Source organism: Streptomyces prunicolor (genome assembly GCF_045162825.1).
Lineage (GTDB): Bacteria > Actinomycetota > Actinomycetes > Streptomycetales > Streptomycetaceae > Streptomyces > Streptomyces prunicolor.
Map to the genome: position 1 here is coordinate 3158001 of NZ_CP108676.1, position 18553 is coordinate 3176553.

2 protein-coding genes (1 of these 2 running past the window's edge) are annotated in these 18553 nt (G+C 70.2%); both read right to left on the minus strand.

Features of this window, described 5'->3' with window-relative positions; genetic code table 11:
• Positions 1–14730, minus strand: a complete 14730-nt coding sequence (locus OG588_RS14265; protein ID WP_405947602.1) for an amino acid adenylation domain-containing protein — start codon at positions 14728–14730, stop codon at positions 1–3.
• Positions 14727–18553, minus strand: partial view of an amino acid adenylation domain-containing protein gene (locus tag OG588_RS14270; protein WP_405947603.1) — the end only. The gene runs 11635 nt beyond the window's last position; 3827 of the gene's 15462 nt are visible here — the last part of the coding sequence; its start codon lies off the right edge, out of view; the stop codon is at positions 14727–14729. The genes OG588_RS14265 and OG588_RS14270 overlap by 4 nt, the downstream gene beginning before the upstream one ends.

Sequence of the window (18553 nt, forward strand, 5' to 3'; positions counted from 1 at the left end):
TCAGACCTCCTGGAGCGCCCCGCCGATGATCTCCGCGATCGCGGCGGCCGGTTCCGGCAGGTGCATCGCGTGGTGGCTGCACTCGATCTCGTGTTCCTGAATGCCACCGAGGATGTACGGCTTCCAGTGCTCCGCGATGGCCTCGGGCGAGTCGACCGTGGCGCTGAAGAAGAGTGCCTTTCCTCGGTAGACCGGCGAAGTGAACTGGCGCATGAGGGCGAGGTGCTCGATCTGGATCTCGGTCATACGGTCCACGAGCGCCTCCTGGTCGGCCATCGCGACGTACGCCTCGAACATGCCGCGCACCTCGGCCTCGGGGGCGTCCTGGCTGGCCGCGAAGAACGTGCTGGGGGCGCAGTCCAGGAGGGCCAGCAGGTCGACCTGATGCCCGCGCCGTTCCAGTTCACCGGCGACCGCGTGAGCCAGGGTCCCGCCGAACGACCAGCCGGCCAGGAAGAAGGGCCCCTGTGGCTGCACGGCGAGCAGTTCCGCCACATAGTCCGCGACCATCTCCTCGATCGACTGGGGAATGGGGGCGGCCCCGTCCAGGCCCCTGGCCTGGATGCCGTAGCTCGGCCGGTCGTCGGGCAGGTGCGGGGCGAAGCCCATGTAGCACCAGCTCAGGCCACCGCCGGGGTGGAACCACCACAGTGGCGGCCGTTCCCCGCCCGACTTGAGCGGCAGCACCACGGCGTACGGGTCAGCCGACTGACCGGCGTCGGCGCCGGAGGCGAGCCGTCGCACCAGACCAGCGACCGTCGGGGTTTCGAAGACCGCGCGGATCGGCAGGCGCACGCCGAGCAGCATCAGGATCCTGTTGGTCAGCCTCGTGACGAGGAGCGAGTGTCCGCCGAGGTCGAAGAAGGAGTCGTCGACTCCGACCCGCTTCACACCGAGCGTCTGCGCGAACAGTCCGCACAGCACCTCCTCCTGCGGTGTGCGCGGGGCTCGGTAGGTGCTCGTGTCGAAGTCCGGTTCCGGCAACGCCGACCGGTCGAGCTTGCCGTTCGGAGTGAGTGGCATGCGGTCCAGGACGGCGAACGCGCTGGGCACCATGTAGTCGGGCAGGCGCCCGGCCAGTTCCTCACGCAGCCGGTCCGGGGTGACTTCGTCGTCCGAACTCTGCAGGGTGACGTACCCGACCAGGTGCCGCCCGGTGCCGGGGCTGTCGCGTGAGATGACGACGGCCTGGGACACTCCGACACACGCTGTCAGGGCGGCTTCGACCTCTCCGGGTTCGATGCGGAAACCGCGGATCTTGACCTGGTGGTCACTGCGTCCCGCGTACTCCAGCTGCCCGCCGGCGTTCCACCGGGCCAGGTCGCCGGTGCGGTACATGCGCGTGCCGGGCGCCCCGTGCGGATCCGCGACGAACCGTTCGGAGGTCAGGGCGGCCCTGCCGTGGTAGCCGCGCCCGAGGCACGCTCCGGAGACGTACAGTTCGCCGATCACACCCACCGGAACGGGTTGGAGACCGGAGTTGAGCACATAGGTGCGCACGTTTCCGAGCGGAGCTCCGATGGGGGCTCCTGCCCCGGCCTCCGCGCTGTCCGCCCAGAGCGTCGCGTAGAACGACTCGCTCTGTCCGTACGCGTTGACGATCCGGGCCTGCGGCAGCAGTTCACCGATCCGTTCCACGAGGGTTCCCGGCAGTGCTTCACCGGCGAAGACGAGCGTACGGGCGGCGATGTCGGTCTTCTGCTCCAGCAGTTCCGCGAAGACCGAGGGAACGGTGCTGATGATGTCCGCGTCCCGGCCCGCGCCCTCGGCCAGCACCAGGGCGTCGCGGACCAGGTCGACGCTGCCGCCCGTGGTCAGCGCGGTGAACATCTCGAACACCGAGACATCGAAGTTGACGGAGGTTCCGGCCAACATGCGCTGACCGGGGCCCACGTTCAGCGAGCCGGCGAGCTGTGCCACGCCGTTGGTGACGTTGCCGTGAGTGATGGCGACGCCCTTGGGCGTGCCCGTCGAACCCGACGTGTACATCACGTACGCCGTGTTGTCCGGGCGCAGCTCACTTGGGCGCACACCGCCGGTGGCCGCCGCCGTGCCCGTCGCCTCCTCGTCGAGGACGGCGTCGACGTACACGTGCGGAACGCCGCTCCGCGGCAGGACGGCCTCAGTCCCGGCATCGGTCAGCACCAGCTGCGGCCGCGCGTGCGACAGGACGTACGCCAGCCTGCCGCTGGGGTAGGCCGGATCGATGGGCAGGTACGCACCGCCCGCCTTGAGCACGCCGAGCAGCGCGGCCACGAGACGCGGTGTCCGGGGCAGGGCCACGGCCACGATCGTCTCGGCTCCCACACCTCTGCGCGCGAGACCGCGCGCCACGCGGTCCGCCATGGTGTCGAGCTCCCGGTACGTCAGCGTCGTACCGTCACAGACCAGAGCGATGTCGTCCGGGCGCGCCGCCACCTGTCGTTCGAAAGCGGCCGGGATCGTGGCCGGGACGAGATCGGTGGCCGTGTCGTTCCACCGGTCGAGTACCAGCAGCCGCTCCGCGGGCGCGAGGAGGTCCAGCCGACCGCTGCTGCTCTCCGGGTCCGCTGTCGCCTGCCGCAGGACCCGTGCGAGGCGCTGGGCGATGCCTTCCGCCTCGGACCGTTCGAAGAGTCCCTGCTGATAGTGGAGTGTCAGGCGTAGGTGGGGCTCGGTCACCGCGATGACCGTCAGCGGGTAGTGCGTGCCCGAGAACGGGCGGATGCCGGTCACCGCCAGGTCGGTCGTCGCTCCGGCGGCACCGAGACCTTCCTGGTCCACCGGGTACGACTCAAAGGCGATCATGGTGTCGAACAGGGCACTCAGCCCGGTGTCGCGGTGGATGGCAGTGAGCCCGTAGTGGTGGTGATCGAGCAGTGCGGCCTGTCGGCTCTGCAGCCCGGTGAACACCTCCGTGAGGCTCTGCGAGGGTGCGCAAGTGACACGCACCGGAAGGGTGTTGATGAACAGGCCGACCATCGAGTCGGCCCCGGGCAGCGTGGGCGGCCGACCGGAGACGGTGGCTCCGAAGACCACGTCCTGGCGTCCCGTCAGACCTGCCAGGACCAGGGCCCAGCTGCCCTGCACCAGCGTGTTGACGGTGACTCCCAGCTCGGCGGCCCGGCGCGCGAGCGTCTGAGCCTCTTCCGGTGACAGCGGCACCTCCAGGAGACCGATGCCGCTCTGGTCACCTCCGGACCGTCCCGCGGCCAGGAGGGTGGGCTCGTCGACGCCTTCCAGTTCGCGGGCCCAGGCCTGCGCGGAGGCGTCCTGGTCCTGCGCGGAAAGCCAGACCAGGAAATCACGGAAGCCACGGACCTGAGGCAATCCCGTCGCATCTCCGCGGGAGGAGTAGAGCCGCAGCAGGTCCTGCAGCAGGACGGGCAGGGACCAGCCGTCGAACAGGACGTGGTGGGCGGTCAGCACCAGGTGGCAGACCGTGTCGTCCGTCCGGACCAGGGTCATGCGCAGCAGCGGGGGCCGGGCCGGGTCGAAGTTGGTGCGCAGGTCGCGGGCGAGGAGTTCATCGAAGGCACTGTCCCGCTCGGCCGGGTCCGACAGAGTCCTGAAGTCGGCTTCCTGCCAGGGCAGTTCGACGTCGTCAACGATCAGCTGGACGTGCCCGCCGGTGGTGTCGGGGACGAACGCGGCCCTGAGGTTGGGATGGCGGTCGAGGAGCGCCTGTCCGGCGGCGCGGAGGCGATCGGGTTCGACCGGGCCGGTGAGTTCGAAGGCCAGCTGCATGTTGTACGCGTCGAACGTCGCGTCGGCGAGCATCGCGTGGAACAGCAGGCCGGACTGGAGCGGTGTCAGCGGCCACACGTCGGCGAGGCCGTGATGGGCCTTCTCCCACACCTCGAGCTCTAGCTGGCCGACCTCGACGAGGGGCAGGTCGGAGGGGGTGAGACCGCCGGCCCGCGCGTCGTTGCGCACATGGTGGGCGAGCGCGGCGAGTGCGTCGACCCACAGGTCGGCCAGCGCCTTGACGTCGGCCGTGGACAGGATCTCGGCCGGGAAGCTGAAGACCGCGCCCAGCTGGGTGCCCTGGTCCGTGTCGGAGGCCACCGCCGTGACATCCAGGACGGACATCGCAGGCATGTCGGCATCGAGGTCGGCGATCACCCCGCCCTCCGGGGCCTGGGTCCAGCCCAGGCCCCGAAGCTCCTCCGGCATGTCCGCCGAGGAGAAGCGGCCCAGGTAGTTGAAGCCGATCTGGCCCGTCTCGAAGACGGACAGATCGCGTGCGGTTTCCGCGTTGAGGTAGCGCAGCAGTCCGAAGCCCATGCCCTTGTCCGGGATCGCCCGCAGTTGCTCCTTCACCGCCTTGACCGCCCGGCCCGCGGCCGCGCCCCCGGCCAGTGCCTCGGCCAGGTCGCATCCGGTCACGTCCAGGCGCACCGGGAACATGCTCGTGAACCACCCGACGGTGCGGGACAGATCCGCACCGGGTACCAGATCCTCCTCGCGGCCGTGCCCCTCCATCCGGACGAGTGCCGAGTACTCGGCGACACCCCGCCGGGAGCGCCACTCGGCCAGCGCCAGAGCGAGGGCCGCGAGCAGCCCGTCGTTCGCCCCGCCGTGGAAGGCAGCCGGCAGCGTGGTCAGCACCGCCTCCGTCACGTCAGCCGGCACGGAGACCTGGACACGTTCCACGGTGGCCATGGTGTCGACGACCGGATCGATGCGCCGCTCACCCAGCAGCGGATCCGGGCCGTCCAGAATGCCCCGCCACAGCGGGAGTTCGGCGGTTCGCTCCGGCCGCGCGGCTTCCTCGGCGAGGGCATGCATCCAGCGCCGCGCGGACGTTCCCACCGGTGGCAGGGCAGGGGCGTGGCCCGCGCGCACCTGCTCCCAGGCCGTGGCCAGATCGGGCAGCAGGATGCGCCACGACACACCGTCGACCACCACATGGTGCAGCACTACCAGCAGCCGGCCGTCTCCCCCGCCGAGGGGATCGAACCACACCAGTTGTGCCATCTGGCCGGCGGCCGGATCCAGCCGGCCGGCCGCCGCGTCCAGCTCTGCGGCGAGCACCGCCCTCCAGTCCGCCGTCCGCCACTGCCCGTCACACGGCACCCGGTGGATCAGGCTGTGGGCCGATACCGTGCCCGGTGCCGATACCACCAACCCGTCCGGGCCATCGGCGCCGGTGATCATGCGTGAACGCAGCACATCATGGGTGTCCAGCACCGCTTGTACGGTCGCGGTCAGCCCCGCGGCGTCCATCCCCTCTGGCAGGGTCAACACCATCGACTGCTGGAACCGACCGTGTCCGCCGCCGAGTTCCAGCATGTACTGGCCGGCCGGCGGCAACGGGGACCAGCCCACGCCACCGCCCTCCAGCTCCGGCAGCGCCACAGGTTCGGTCCCCACGCCCAGCTCTCGTGCCACGTCGGCGAGTCGGGCCACGGTGCGATGCTCGAACACCTCCCGTGGGCTGACCTCGATCCCCCTCGCCCGGGCCCTGGCCACGACCTGGATGGAGCGAATGCTGTCGCCGCCGACGGTGAAGAAGTCGTCGTCGACGCCGATGCTCCCGACCCCCAGAACCTCGCCGAAGACCTCGCACAGGGCCTGCTCACGTCGAGTCGTGGCGGCCCGGAACGACGTGGTCTGCAGTGCGGGGGCAGGCAGCGCCCGCCGGTCGAGCTTTCCGTTGGGGTCGAGCGGGAAGCGGTCGAGGACCACGAAGGCCGAGGGCACCATGAACTCCGGCAGCCGACCGGCAACGAAGCGGCGCAGGTCCTCGACGTCCAGCCCGCGGGCCGACGGCTCCCCGGTGACTGGGCCATCCCCCGCTTCCACGGGGACGACGTAGCCGACCAGTCGGTCGCCGCCTTCGGCGCGCACGCGCCGGAGCTGGACCACCGCCTGGCGCACCCCGGGGTGCGCGACGAGTGCCGCCTCGATCTCACCGGGCTCGATACGGAATCCGCGGATCTTCATCTGTGTGTCGCCACGGCCCAGGTACTCCAGCTGTCCGTCGGCGGTCCAGCGCACCAGGTCGCCGGTGCGGTACATGCGCTCCCCGGCGGGACCGAAAGGGTCCGCGACGAAGCGCTCCGCCGTGATGTCCGGCCGGTTGTGGTAGCCACGGCCCACCGCTCCAGCCACGTAGAGCTCACCCGTCACTCCTATGGGGACGGGAACCAGCCCGGAACCCAGCACATAGGTACGCATGTTGCCGAGCGGGGCCCCGATGGGCACGTTGCCGGTGCCGGTCCAGTCCTCGGGGATCTCGAAGGTGGTGGCGTAGAAGTCCTCCGTCTGGCCGTACGCCTGGACGAGGCGCGCCTGGGGGATCGCGGTGCGCACCTTGTCCAGGAGCGTGGCGGGCAAGCTGTCGCCGCCCAGGACCACGGTGTCCACGTCCATCTTCCCGGCGACGGTATCGAGGATCTCCGAGAACACCGAGGGAACGGCCTGCAGCGAGCCGCCCGTCCAGCCGCCACGCTCGGCCAGCTCCAGGACGTCCCGGACGACTTCGACGGTCGCACCGCGGCTGAGCGCGGTGAACACCTCGAAGGCCGATACGTCGAAGTTGACCGACGTCGCGCCCAGCATGCGCGATCCCGCCCGCACGTCCACCACGTCGGCCAGGCGCAGCACGCCGTTGACGAGATTGGCGTGGTGGATGGCAACGCCCTTGGGGTTCCCGGTCGATCCGGACGTGTACATCACGTACGCCAAGTTGTCCGCCCCCCAGGAAGCCGGCCGTTCAGCCTCGTCGAGGGCGGAGCCGTCACCGGTTTCGAGGTCGAGCCGGTCGAGGTACAGGCAGGTGGCGTTGTTGTCCGGCAGCACCCTCGCGGTCCGGGTATCCGTGATGATCACCCCAGGACGCGCGTCGGCCAGCACGAAGTCCAGTCGCGCACTGGGATAGCGCGGGTCGATCGGCAGATACGCGGCGCCCGACTTGAGGATGCCCAGCATGCCGACCACCAGGTTCGCGTCACGGGGCAGGGCGAGACCGACAATCGCCTCGGGCCCCTGTCCGGCGCGCACCAGCTCCCGCGCGAGCCGGTTGGCTCGTTCGTCCAGCTCGCGGTACGTCCAGGACGCCCCGTCGCAGACCACCGCCACGGCGTCCGGAGTGCGGGCTGCCTGCTCCTCGAACAGCCCCGGAATCGTGAGGGCCGGAAGCGGCACCTGTGTGTCGTTCCACCCGGTCACCACCAAGTCCCGTTCCACGTCCGAGAGCAGGTCGACGCCGGCGACACCCCGGTCCGGACCGGTGGTCACCTGCTGGATCACCCGGACGAAGCGCTCCGCGAGGGCGATCGCCGTGTCCTGGTCGAAAAGGTCCGTCGCGTACTCCAGGCTGCCCTGGACACCGTGCTCCGCATCCGTGCCGTATTCGGCCAGGCCGAAGAACAGGTCGAACTTGGCGGAGTCGACACTCACCGGTTCGTAACCGAGGCGCAGCCCGTCGAGTTCGAAGTCGGGTCGGCTGATGTTCTGCCAGGCGAACATGACCTGGAAGAGGGGGTGGTAGGCGGTGGAACGGTCCGGGTTGAGAAGCTCCACCAGGCGCTCGAACGGCACGTCCTGACGGTCGTAGGCCGCCAGCGACTTGTCCCGCACTCGGTTCAGCACGTCGACGAACGACGGGTCGCCGGACAGGTCGGCGCGCAGCACCCAGGTGTTGGCGAAGAACCCGACGAGATCGGCCAGCGCCTCGTCGGTCCGGCCCGCGATCGGCGAGCCGATCGTGATGTCGTCTCCGGCGCCGAGCTGGCGGAGCAGGACCGCGAGCGCCGACTGCAGCACCATCGACACGGTCGCATCCTCGCGGCGCGCCAACTCCTGTACCTGGTGGAAGAGTTCCGGCTCGATCGTGAACGCGACGCGGTCACCGCGGTGGCCGGCCACCGGGGGGCGCGACCGGTCCGTGGGCAGCTGCAGCGGCTGGGGCGCACCCGCCAGCTCGGCGCGCCAGTAGGTGTACTGGTCGAAGGAACGGCTTGTGGGGTCGCTCTCGTCGCCGAGGAGCCGCTCCTGCCACAGGGTGTAGTCGACGTACTGCACCGGCAGGGGGCGCCAGTGCGGTGCCTCGCCCGTCAGGCGGGCGTGGTACGCGGAGACCAGGTCCCGGGACAGCGGTGCCATCGACTCGCCGTCGCCGGCGATGTGATGCACCACCAGGATCAGCACATGGTCGTCGGCGGCAACTTGGAGGATCGCGGCCCGCAGCGGGATTTCCGTGGCGAGGTGGAAGACGTGGGCGGCGGACTGCGCGACGCGCGCGGACACCTCGTCCGGTGCCACCGGCACCAGCGGAATCTCCAGCGCGAGGTCCTGCGCCGGCCGCACCTGCTGGAAGGGGACACCCGATTCGTCCGCGGACACGGTGGTCCGCAGGCTCTCGTGCCGGCCCACCACGTCCGTCACCGCGGCCCTCAGCGCGGCCACGTCGAGGGGGCCGGTGAGCCTGAGCACGACCGGGATGTTGTAGGTGTCGCTGGGGCCCGCGAACTGGTCGAGGAACCACAGGCGTCGCTGGGCGTACGACAACGGCAGCCGCTCCGGTCGAGCCTGGGGCTCCAGCGCCGGGCGCGCGCGGTCCGCGACGACCAGCCGCGCCGCCAGCCCCGCCACCGTCGGTGCCTCGAACACGGTGCGGACACCGAGCTCGGCTCCGAAATCCGTACGGATCTTCGCGATGAGCCTGGTAGCGAGGAGGGAGTGGCCGCCGAGGTCGAAGAAGGAGTCGTCGACTCCCATCGTTGCGGCAGCGACGCCGAGGACGTCCGCGAAGACCGTGCGCAGGTTCTCTTCGAGCGGGGTGCGCGGGGCGCGGGAGGCGGCTCGGTTGGTGAACTCCGGCTCCGGAAGGGCCTTGCGGTCGATCTTGCCGCTGGTGTTGAGCGGGAATCCGTCCAGCACCACGATCGCGGCGGGGACCATGTACTCCGGTAGCCGCTCGGCCGCGAACTCCCGTACACCGTCGGGTTGCGGAGCGGTTGTCGGGGCGACGGGGACGACGTAACCGACCAGCTGCTTGCTCCCATCGGGCGTCTCCCGGGCGGTGACGACGGCCCGGGAGACCTGCGGGTGGGCGACCAGGGCCGTCTCGATCTCGCCGAGTTCGATGCGGAATCCACGGACCTTGACCTGCTGGTCGGCCCGGCCGACGTAGTCCAGCTCGCCGTGCGCGTTCCATCGCACGAGGTCCCCGGTCCGGTAGAGCCGTTGCCCGGCGTCGAAGGGGTCGGCCACGAACCGGGCCGCGGTCAGCGCCGGCTGGTGCACATAGCCGCGGGCCAGGCCGGCCCCGGCGACATACAACTCACCCACCGTGCCCTGCGGCACCGGCCGCAGCGACGCGTCCAGCACCCGCACCCGGCTGTCCGCGACCGGGCGGCCGATCGGCGGCGCCTGCCCCGTCACTGCCAGCGGGCGGCTGAGCGTGGCGGCGATGGTCACCTCGGTGGGGCCATAGGCGTTGACCATCTGCCGACCCGGCGCCCACTGTGCCACCAGCTCCGGCGGGCACGCCTCCGCACCCACGACCGGCACGGTCAGGACATCGCTGGGAAGGTCGGGCACCGTTGCCAGGACGGCCGGCGGCACCAAGGCGTGCGACACACGCCCTGTCGTCAGTACTTCCGCGAGTTCCCGGCCCGCCAGTACACCCGGCGGAGCGATGACCAGCGCCGCACCGGAACTCCACGCCATCAGCAGTTCCATCACCGAAGCGTCGAAGCTTGGCGATGCCAGCTGCAACACCCGGCTGTCGCCGGTGAGTGCGAACCGCTCCGCCATCGAAGCGGCCAGCGCGCCCACACCGGCATGGGTGACCCCCACCCCCTTGGGCGCCCCGGTCGATCCCGACGTGAAGATCACGTACGCGAGCCGGCCGGGATCCGCGGCGACGGTCGGTACGAGCAGGGGCTCCTGGCCCACCGTTGCCGCTTCCGCTTCCGCGATCTCGGCGGCGTCCAGGACCAGTTGGGGCATGGCCTCATCGAGGATGTGCCGCACCCGCTGCTCGGGGTGGGCGGGGTCGACGGGCACCCATGCAGCGCCGAGCCGGGCGACGGCCAGCACGGCCACCACCAGCTCCACCGATCGGCCGAGCCGCAGCGCCACCACGTCCTCGACACCCACACCGCGGGAAGCCAGCCAGCCGGCGAGCCGCTGCACCCGCGCGTCCAACTCCGCGTACGACAGCTGCATTTCGCCGGAGTCCAACGCGACTGCGTCCGGTGTCCGGGCCACCCACTGCGCGAACAACTCGGGCACCGTGGCCGCCGTCATCTGCGCGGCCGTCCCGGCTGCGCTCCATCCGGTCAGTCGTTCACGCTCGCCCGGCAACCACACGTCAGTACCGCTGACCGGCACCGACGGGTCCGCCGCCACCGCTTCGAGCACCTGCACGAAGCGGCCGGCCAAAGCCTTGACGGTCGCCTCGTCGAAGAGGTCGACCGCGAACTCCAGCCCACCTGAGAGTCCACCGGGGCCCCCGTGGGCATCGGGCTCCTCGGCCAACTGCAGCGTCAGGTCGAACTTCGCGGAACTCAGTGCGATCGGCTCCACGGCTACGTCGAGACCCGGCAGCTCCAGCCTTCCTCGCGCGTTGTTCTGCAGCACGAGCATCACCTGGAACAACGCCTGACTCGCAGCCGACCGCTCAACTCCAAGAACATCGACCAGCCGGTCGAACGGAACATCCGCGTGAGCGTGCGCACCCAGATGAACCTCACGCACCCGATCCAACAACTCCACGAACGACGGATCACCCGACACATCCGTACGCAGCACCACCGTGTTCACGAAGAACCCGACCAGATCATCCAGACCCTCATCGGAACGACCCGCCACCGCCGCACCCACCGGCAGGTCCTCACCCGCACCCACCCGCGACAACACCACCAGCAACGCCGCATGCAACACCATGAACAACGACACCCCGCGCTCCCGCGCAAGGCACGTCAACCGCTCATGCACCTCAGCACCCACCGCGAACGGCACACTGCCACCCCGACGCGACGCCACCGCAGACCGCACCCGGTCGAACGGCAGCGCAATCTCCGCCGGAGAACCCTCCAACACCCCACGCCAATACGCCAGCTGACCCGACACCAGGCTGTCGGGGTCGTCCTCCGAACCCAGCACCCGCCGCTGCCACAACGCGTAATCCGCGTACTGCACCGGCAACGCATCCCAGCCCGGCACCCCACCCGACAACCGCGCCCCATACGCCCGCGACAGATCCCGCAACAACGGCGCCATCGACCAGCCATCCGCCGCAATGTGATGCAGAACCAGCAGCAGAACGTGTTCACCGGGCCCCACCTCGAACAACCGCGCCCGGACAGGAACCTGCACAGCCAGATCGAACGGCTGGGACGCCGCGGCTGACAGCGCTGCCGAGAGGTCACCGGATGCGACGGTCTCGACCATCAGCTCGACTGCCGATTCCGACAGCACACGTGGAACCGGCACGCCATCCACCACGTCAATGACCGTGCGCAACGTCTCATGCCGGCCCACCACATCAGCCAGCGCCCCACGCAACGCCACCACATCCAACACACCCGACAACCGCACCGCGACCGGCATGTTGTACGCCGCACCCGACCCATCAAACTGATCCAGGAACCACAACCGCCGCTGCCCATCCGCCAACAGCATCCGCTCGGTACGCGGCGCCGCGACCAGCGGCGGGCGTGCGTCGGTGCTCGTGCTCAGGTGGGTGGCGAGGCCGGCCGGTGTGGGGGTGTCGAAGACGGCTCGTACGCCCGGATCGGCGCCGAAGGTCGCTCGGATGCGCGCCACCAGACGGATCGCCAGGAGTGAGTGTCCGCCCAGTTCGAAGAAGGAGTCGTCCGCTCCCACCCGTTCCTTGTCGAGGACGTCCGCGAACAGGGCGCACAGGACTTCCTCTTCCTGGGTGCGCGGTGCGCGGTAGGCGCCGGTGGCGAACTCGGGTTCGGGCAGGGACTTGCGGTCGATCTTCCCGTTGGGCGTCAGTGGCATCGCTTCGAGCGGGACGACCGCCGCGGGAACCATGTACTCGGGTACCCGCTCGCCCACGAAGGCGCGCAGCGCCGCGGGTTCGGGACCGGTGGCCCCGGGTGCCGTGGTGACGTACGCGGCAAGGTGGCTGCTGCCTGCGCGGTCGGGGCGGGCGACGACGACGACCTGAGCGACGTCGGGGTGTGCGGTGAGCGCGGCCTCGATCTCGCCGAGTTCGATGCGGAAGCCGCGTATCTTGACTTGGTTGTCGGTGCGTCCGGCGTACTCCAGCTGTCCGTCGGCGTTCCAGCGGGCAAGGTCTCCGGTGCGGTACATGCGGCGGCCCCGGGAGAAGGGGTTGGCGACGAAGCGTTCCGCGGTCAGGTCGTGCCGGTGGAGGTAGCCGCGTGCGACGCCGTCACCGGCGATGTACAGGTCGCCGAGGGTTCCGGTCGGGACCGGGTTCAGCGCCGGATCGAGCACGTAGACCTGGGTGTTGGCGATCGGCCGGCCGATGGGCGGGGTTCCGGTGTCGCCCGGGAGCTCGGCGAGTGTGGACCAGATGGTCGTCTCGGTCGGCCCGTACATGTTGGTGACGCTCTCGGCGGTCGCGTGGAGGGTGCGAGCCAGGTCGGTCGGCAGGGCTTCCCCACCGACCAGGATGCGCAGGCCGCCCAGGCCTTCGGGGGCGTGTGTGACCAGCATCTGCCAGAACGAGGGGGTGGCCTGCGCGACGGTCACGCCGTGGCGCTCGATCAGGTCGAGGACGGCGGACGGCCGCAGCACCGTGTCCCGGTCGGCCACCACGACGCCCGCGCCGTTGAGGAGCGGGAGGAAGACCTCGAGTGCGGCGATGTCGAAGGCGATGGTGGTCACGGTGAGCAGCCGGTCGGACGGGCGCAACCGGAACGTGGCCTGCATCGAGGCAAGGAAGTTCTCGAGTGCTCCTCGGGAGACGACCACGCCCTTCGGCTTTCCGGTCGAGCCGGATGTGTAGATGGCGTAGGCGGCGTTCGCCGCGGAGCAGCGGGGTGCCGCCGGAGCCGTGTGGGGGTAGGAGCCGAGGTCGTGCGCCGGCATCTCGGCGTCAAGGACGAGCAGCGGGTCGGCGTCACTCAGGACGGACTCGTTGCGGGTGGCGGGGAAGTTCAGATCGATGGGCAGGTAGGCCGCTCCTGTCTTCAGGACGGCGAGGAGTGCGACGACCATGTCGGTGCCGCGGGGCAGCGCCACGGCGATCACTTTCTCAGGGCCGGCGCCGCGTTCGAGGAGCCAGTGCGCCAGGCGGTTGGCCCGGGTGTCGAGTTCGCGGTATGTCAGCGTCGTCGTGTCGTCCGTGACCGCCATCGCGTCAGGGGTTCGGTCGGCCTGCCGCTCGAACAGCCCCGTGATGCCCTCTGCGGGGGTGGGGCCGGCGGTGTCGTTCCACTTGACGAGCGTCCGTTCACGCTCGGCCGGCGAGAGCAGGTCCGCGCGGGAGATCCTCCGGGCTGGGGCTTCGACGAGCCGGCGCAGCAGGCGCAGCAGGCGGTCGGCCATGGTCTGCACAGTGGTGCGGTCGAAGAGGCCGACCGCGTACTCGATGCTGCCCTGCACGACCGGCCCGGCGGCGGAGGGCACCTCCCCCATGTTGAACGTCAGGTCGAACTTGGCGCTCTGGGCCCCGACCGGCTCGGGCGACACGTCGAGCCCCGGCAGTCCGAAGTCGGGGCGCGCCACGTTCTGCCAGATGAACATGGTCTGGAAGATCGGATGATAGGCGGTCGAGCGCTCGGGGTTGAGCAGTTCCACGAGCCGCTCGAAGGGGATGTCCTGGTGGTCGTATGCGGCCAGGGCCTTGTCCCGTACGCGGTCCAGAAGTTGGTCGAACGTGGGATCGCCCGACAGATCGGCGCGCAGCACCCAGGTGTTGGCGAAGAACCCGACGAGATCGGCCAGTGCCTCGTCGGTGCGGCCCGCGATCGGCGAGCCGATGGCGATGTCGTCACCGCCACCGAGTCGGCCAAGGAGTGCAGCCACCGCCGCCTGCATGACCATGGAGAGCGTGGCCCGGTGGCTGCCGGCGAGGCTCCCGAGCCGGGCGACGAGCTCGGGCTCGACGACGAAGGCGACCCGGTCGCCGTCGTGCCGGGTGCCGGAGGTGCGAGGCCGGTCCAAGGGCAGTGTGAGGGGCTGCGGAATGCCTGCCAGCTCGTTCTGCCAGTAGTCGCGTTGCGTGGACAGGCGGCTGCGCGGATCGTCCTCCGATCCCAGCAGCTCCTGCTGCCAGAGCGTGTAGTCGCCGTACTGCACCGGAAGCTCTTCCCAGGCCGGGGCGTGCCCGGAGGTACGGGCGGTGTACGCCGTGACGAGGTCCTTGGCCAGAGGCGCCATCGACTCGCCGTCGGCGGCGATGTGGTGCACCACCACGACCAGAAGATGCTCCTGGGGGGCGCGGCGGATCACGGCTGCGCGTATCGGTATCTGCGCCGCCAGGTCGAAGGTGCGTGCCGCACAGTGCGCCGCGATGTCCACGGCCTCGTCCGCCGTCGCGGGAACGACGGTGAACTCGAACTCGGCCGCCGACGGGTCCACTACGTGCTGATACGGCGTTCCCGACGCGTCGCTTGCGATGAGGGTGCGCAGGCTGTCGTGCCGGGCGATCACATCCAGCAGGGCTGCGCGCAGTGCCTCGGTGTCCAGGTCTCCGGTGAGGCGCAGCGCCATCGAGATGTTGTAGGTGCTGCTCGGGCCCTCCAGCTGGTCGAGGAACCAGAGGCGGCGCTGCGCGAAGGACAGGGGGATCACTTGGCATCTGCTCCTTGAGTCATCCGGCGCAGCCGAGGCCTGCTGGACCTGTTCATGCTCTGCCAGTGCGCTGACAGATCGGCAACCGTGGGGTATTCGAAGAGGGATCGGATCGGGATCTCGACCTCGAACCGGACGAGGATCTTGCGGGTGAGTCGAGTAGCGAGAAGGGAGTGGCCGCCGAGGTCGAAGAAAGAGTCGTCGATGCCGACCCTTTCCAGCCCGAGGACTTCGGCGAACAGTTCGCAGAGCGTCTCCTCCTGCGGGGTTCTGGGCGGCCGGGAGGTCGCGGTGGTGAACTCCGGTTCGGGCAACGCCGCGCGGTCGAGCTTTCCGTTGGGGGTCAACGGGAACCGGTCCAGCACGACGAAGGCGCTCGGCACCATGTACTCGGGCAGTCGTCCGGCGACGTGGGCTCGCAGTTTGTCGACGGCCGGTGCGCTGCCGTGCACGGCCGGGGTCACGTAGCCCACCAGGCGCGTGGCGCCGTCGGTCGCTCTGAGCGCGATGACCGCGGCGCGGCCGACGTCGGGGCCGGCGGTCAGAGCGGCCTCGATCTCCGCGGGTTCGATCCTGAAGCCACGCACCTTCACCTGGTGGTCGGTGCGGCCCACGTATTCCAGCTGCCCTTCGGCGTTCCAGCGCGCCAGGTCGCCTGTGCGGTACATGCGGGTGCCGGGCGCCCCGTGTGGGTCGGGGACGAACCTGTCGGCCGTCAGCGCGGGCCGTCCGTGGTAGCCGCGGCCCATGCAGGCGCCGGCGACGTACAGTTCGCCCACGGCGCCCGGCGGGACGAGTGCCAGGCCGGGACCGAGGACATAGGTACGGACTCCACCGAGCGGTGTGCCGATGGGAACGCCGCCGGTCCCTGTCCACGGCTGTCCCGCGGGCAGGGAGAAAGCCGTCGCGTAGAAGGTCTCGCTCTGGCCGTATCCGTTCACGATGCGGGCCTCGGGCCGTGCCTCGCGGATACGACGCACCAGGTCGCCCGTCAGCGCCTCGCCGGCGAACACCAGGGTGTCGGCCGGTATCCGGTCCGCGTCCTGTTCGAGGAGTTCGGTCAGCACAGACGGAACCGTGCTGACGACGTCGCCCCTCCAGCCTTCGCGTTCGCCGATGACCAACGCGTCGCGGACCAGATCGAGGGTCCCGCCCGTCGAAAGGGCGGTGAAGATCTCGAAGACCGAGACGTCGAAGTTCACCGACGTACTGGCCAGCATGCGCCGCCCCGGGGCCGCGCCGACGACCTCGGCCAGGTGGGCGATGCCGTTGGTGATGTTCCCGTGGGTGATCGTGACGCCCTTGGGGGCTCCGGTCGAGCCGGAGGTGTACATCACGTAGGCGGCGTGCTCGGGGCGCGCCGCGCCGCGCCGGTCCGCGTCGCGCAGGTCGGGTTCATCGGCGTCCACGGTCTTCTCGAGGTCGGCGAAGAGCAGCCGCTCCACCGAGCCGGCGGGCAGCATCGGCTCGGTCTCCGCGTCGGTGAGCAGCAGCCGGGGCCGGGCCTGCGTCAGGACGTATTCCAGGCGGCCGCTGGGGTAGGCCGGGTCGATGGGCAGGTAGGCGCCGCCGGCCTTGAGCACGGCCAGCAGGGCCACCACCAGGTTCGGGGTTCGGGGCAGCGCGATCGCGACCACCGTCTCGGGACCGACGCCTCGCCGGGCCAGTTCGCCGGCGACCCGGTCCGCTCGGTCATTGAGCTCCGCGTACGTCATGGAGATGTCACCGCAGACCAGAGCCACGGCGTCAGGTGTCAGGGCTGCCTGCCGCTCCACGGCTGCGGGGACGGTCGTCGGGGCGGCGGAGCCCGCGGCCTCGTTCACGTCGGACAGGGCCCACTGGCGCTCGGCCGGTGCGAGCAGATCCAGTTGTGCCACCCGCCCCCGGGGTTCTACGGCGATCCGGTGCAGGATCCGGCCGAACCGGTCGGCGAGAGTGCGGACCGCCGCGCCGTTGAGGGCGTCGCGCTGGTAGTGGAGCGTCAGTCTCAGCAGAGGATCCGCTGCCGCGATGACCGTGAGTGGATAGTGCGTGCCGGCGTAGGGCCGCGTGCCGGTGATCGCGATCTCCGTACCGCTGTTGGCCCCGCTCAGTCCGGCTTGGTCCACGGGGAACGACTCGAAGGCGATCATCGTGTCGAACAGGACGCTCAGTCCGGTCTGCCGATGCATCTCGGTGAGCCCGTAGTGGTGGTGGTCCAGCAGCGCGGCCTGCCGCTGCTGCAGCCCGGTCAGGACATCGGTGAGAGTTTCGCCCGGCGAGTAACTCACCCGCACGGGAAGTGTGTTGATGAACAGGCCGACCATGGAGTCGATACCGTCCAGCGCGGGCGGGCGTCCGGAAACCGTCGCTCCGAAGACGACGTCCTGACGATCGGTCACCGCACCGAGCAGCAGCCCCCATGCGCCCTGGACCAGGGTGTTGAGGGTGACGCCGAGTTCGGCCGCACGGCGGGCGAGCGCCTCGGCGTCACCGGCCGGCAGCGGCACCTCGGCCTGGTCGACCCCGGATGTCCCGGTTCCCTGGGGCAGTACCGCGGCCACCAGGGTGGGTTCGCGCACACCGTCCAGCTCCCGTGCCCAGGCGCGCGCGGAGAGTTCCTGGTCCTGCCCGGAGAGCCAGGACAGGAACTCCCGGAAGCCGCGGGCCCGAGGCAACTGGGCCGGGTCCCCATGGCTGGCGTAGAGCCGGAGCAGATCCTGTACGAGGACGGGCAGGGACCAGCCGTCGAAGAGCACATGGTGTGCGGTGAAGACGAGTTCGGACTGGGCGTCGCCGGTCCTGACCAGAGTCATGCGCAGCAGGGGCGGGCGGGCCGGGTCGAAGTTGGTGTGCAGGTCCTGCGCGAGCAGTTCCTCGTACGCCCGCTCGCGGTCGGACTGCGAGGCAAGGCGGCGCAGGTCGATCTCCTGCCAGGGCAGTTCGACGTCGTCGACGACAAGTTGGACCTGTCCGCCGGCGAGGTCGCCGACGAACGCGACGCGCAGGTTGGGGTAGCGGTCGAGGAGTGCCTGTCCGGCCGCCCGGAGGCGGGCGGTGTCGACCGGTCCGGTGAGCTGGAACGCGAACTGCATGTTGTAGTCGTCGAAGTCGGCGTCGGCGAGTTCCGCGTGGAAGAGCAGGCCGGACTGCAGCGGCGTCAGCGGCCACACGTCGGTCAGGCCGCGGTACTCGGCCTGCCAGGTGTCGATGTCCGCCTGGCCGACGTCGACCAGAGGCAGGTCGGAGGGTGTGAGACCGCCGGCTGTCCGGTCGGTGCGGACATGTCGGGCCAACGCGGAGAGCGCGTCGACCCACAGGCCCGCCAGCTCGTGCACGTCACCGGGATCGAGCAGGGTGGTGGGGAAGGAGAACACGGCGCCGAGCTGTGCGCCGGCCGGGCCCTCGGTGACGACAGCGTTGATGTCGAGGGCGGTCATGACCGGCATATCGGCGTCGAGGCCGGCGATCGCGCCGCCTTCGGGTGCCTGGGCCCAGCCGAGCCCGCGCAACTGTTCCGGCATGTCGGCGGAGGAGAACCGGCCGAGATAGTTGAAGCCGATCTGCCCGGTCCCGTACACGGACAGCTCCGGCGCCGTCGCCGTGTTGAGGTGGCGCAGCAGCCCGAAGCCCATGCCCTTGTCCGGGATCGCCCGCAGCTGCTCCTTCACGGCCTTGACCGCCCGGCCTGCCGCCGCGCCGCCGGCGAGGGCTTCGGCCAGGTCACAGCCCGCAACGTCGAGGCGGACCGGGAACATGCTGGTGAACCAGCCCACCGTGCGTGCCAGATCCGCGCCTGGCACCAGTTCCTCCTGGCGGCCGTGTCCCTCCAGCCGGATCAGCG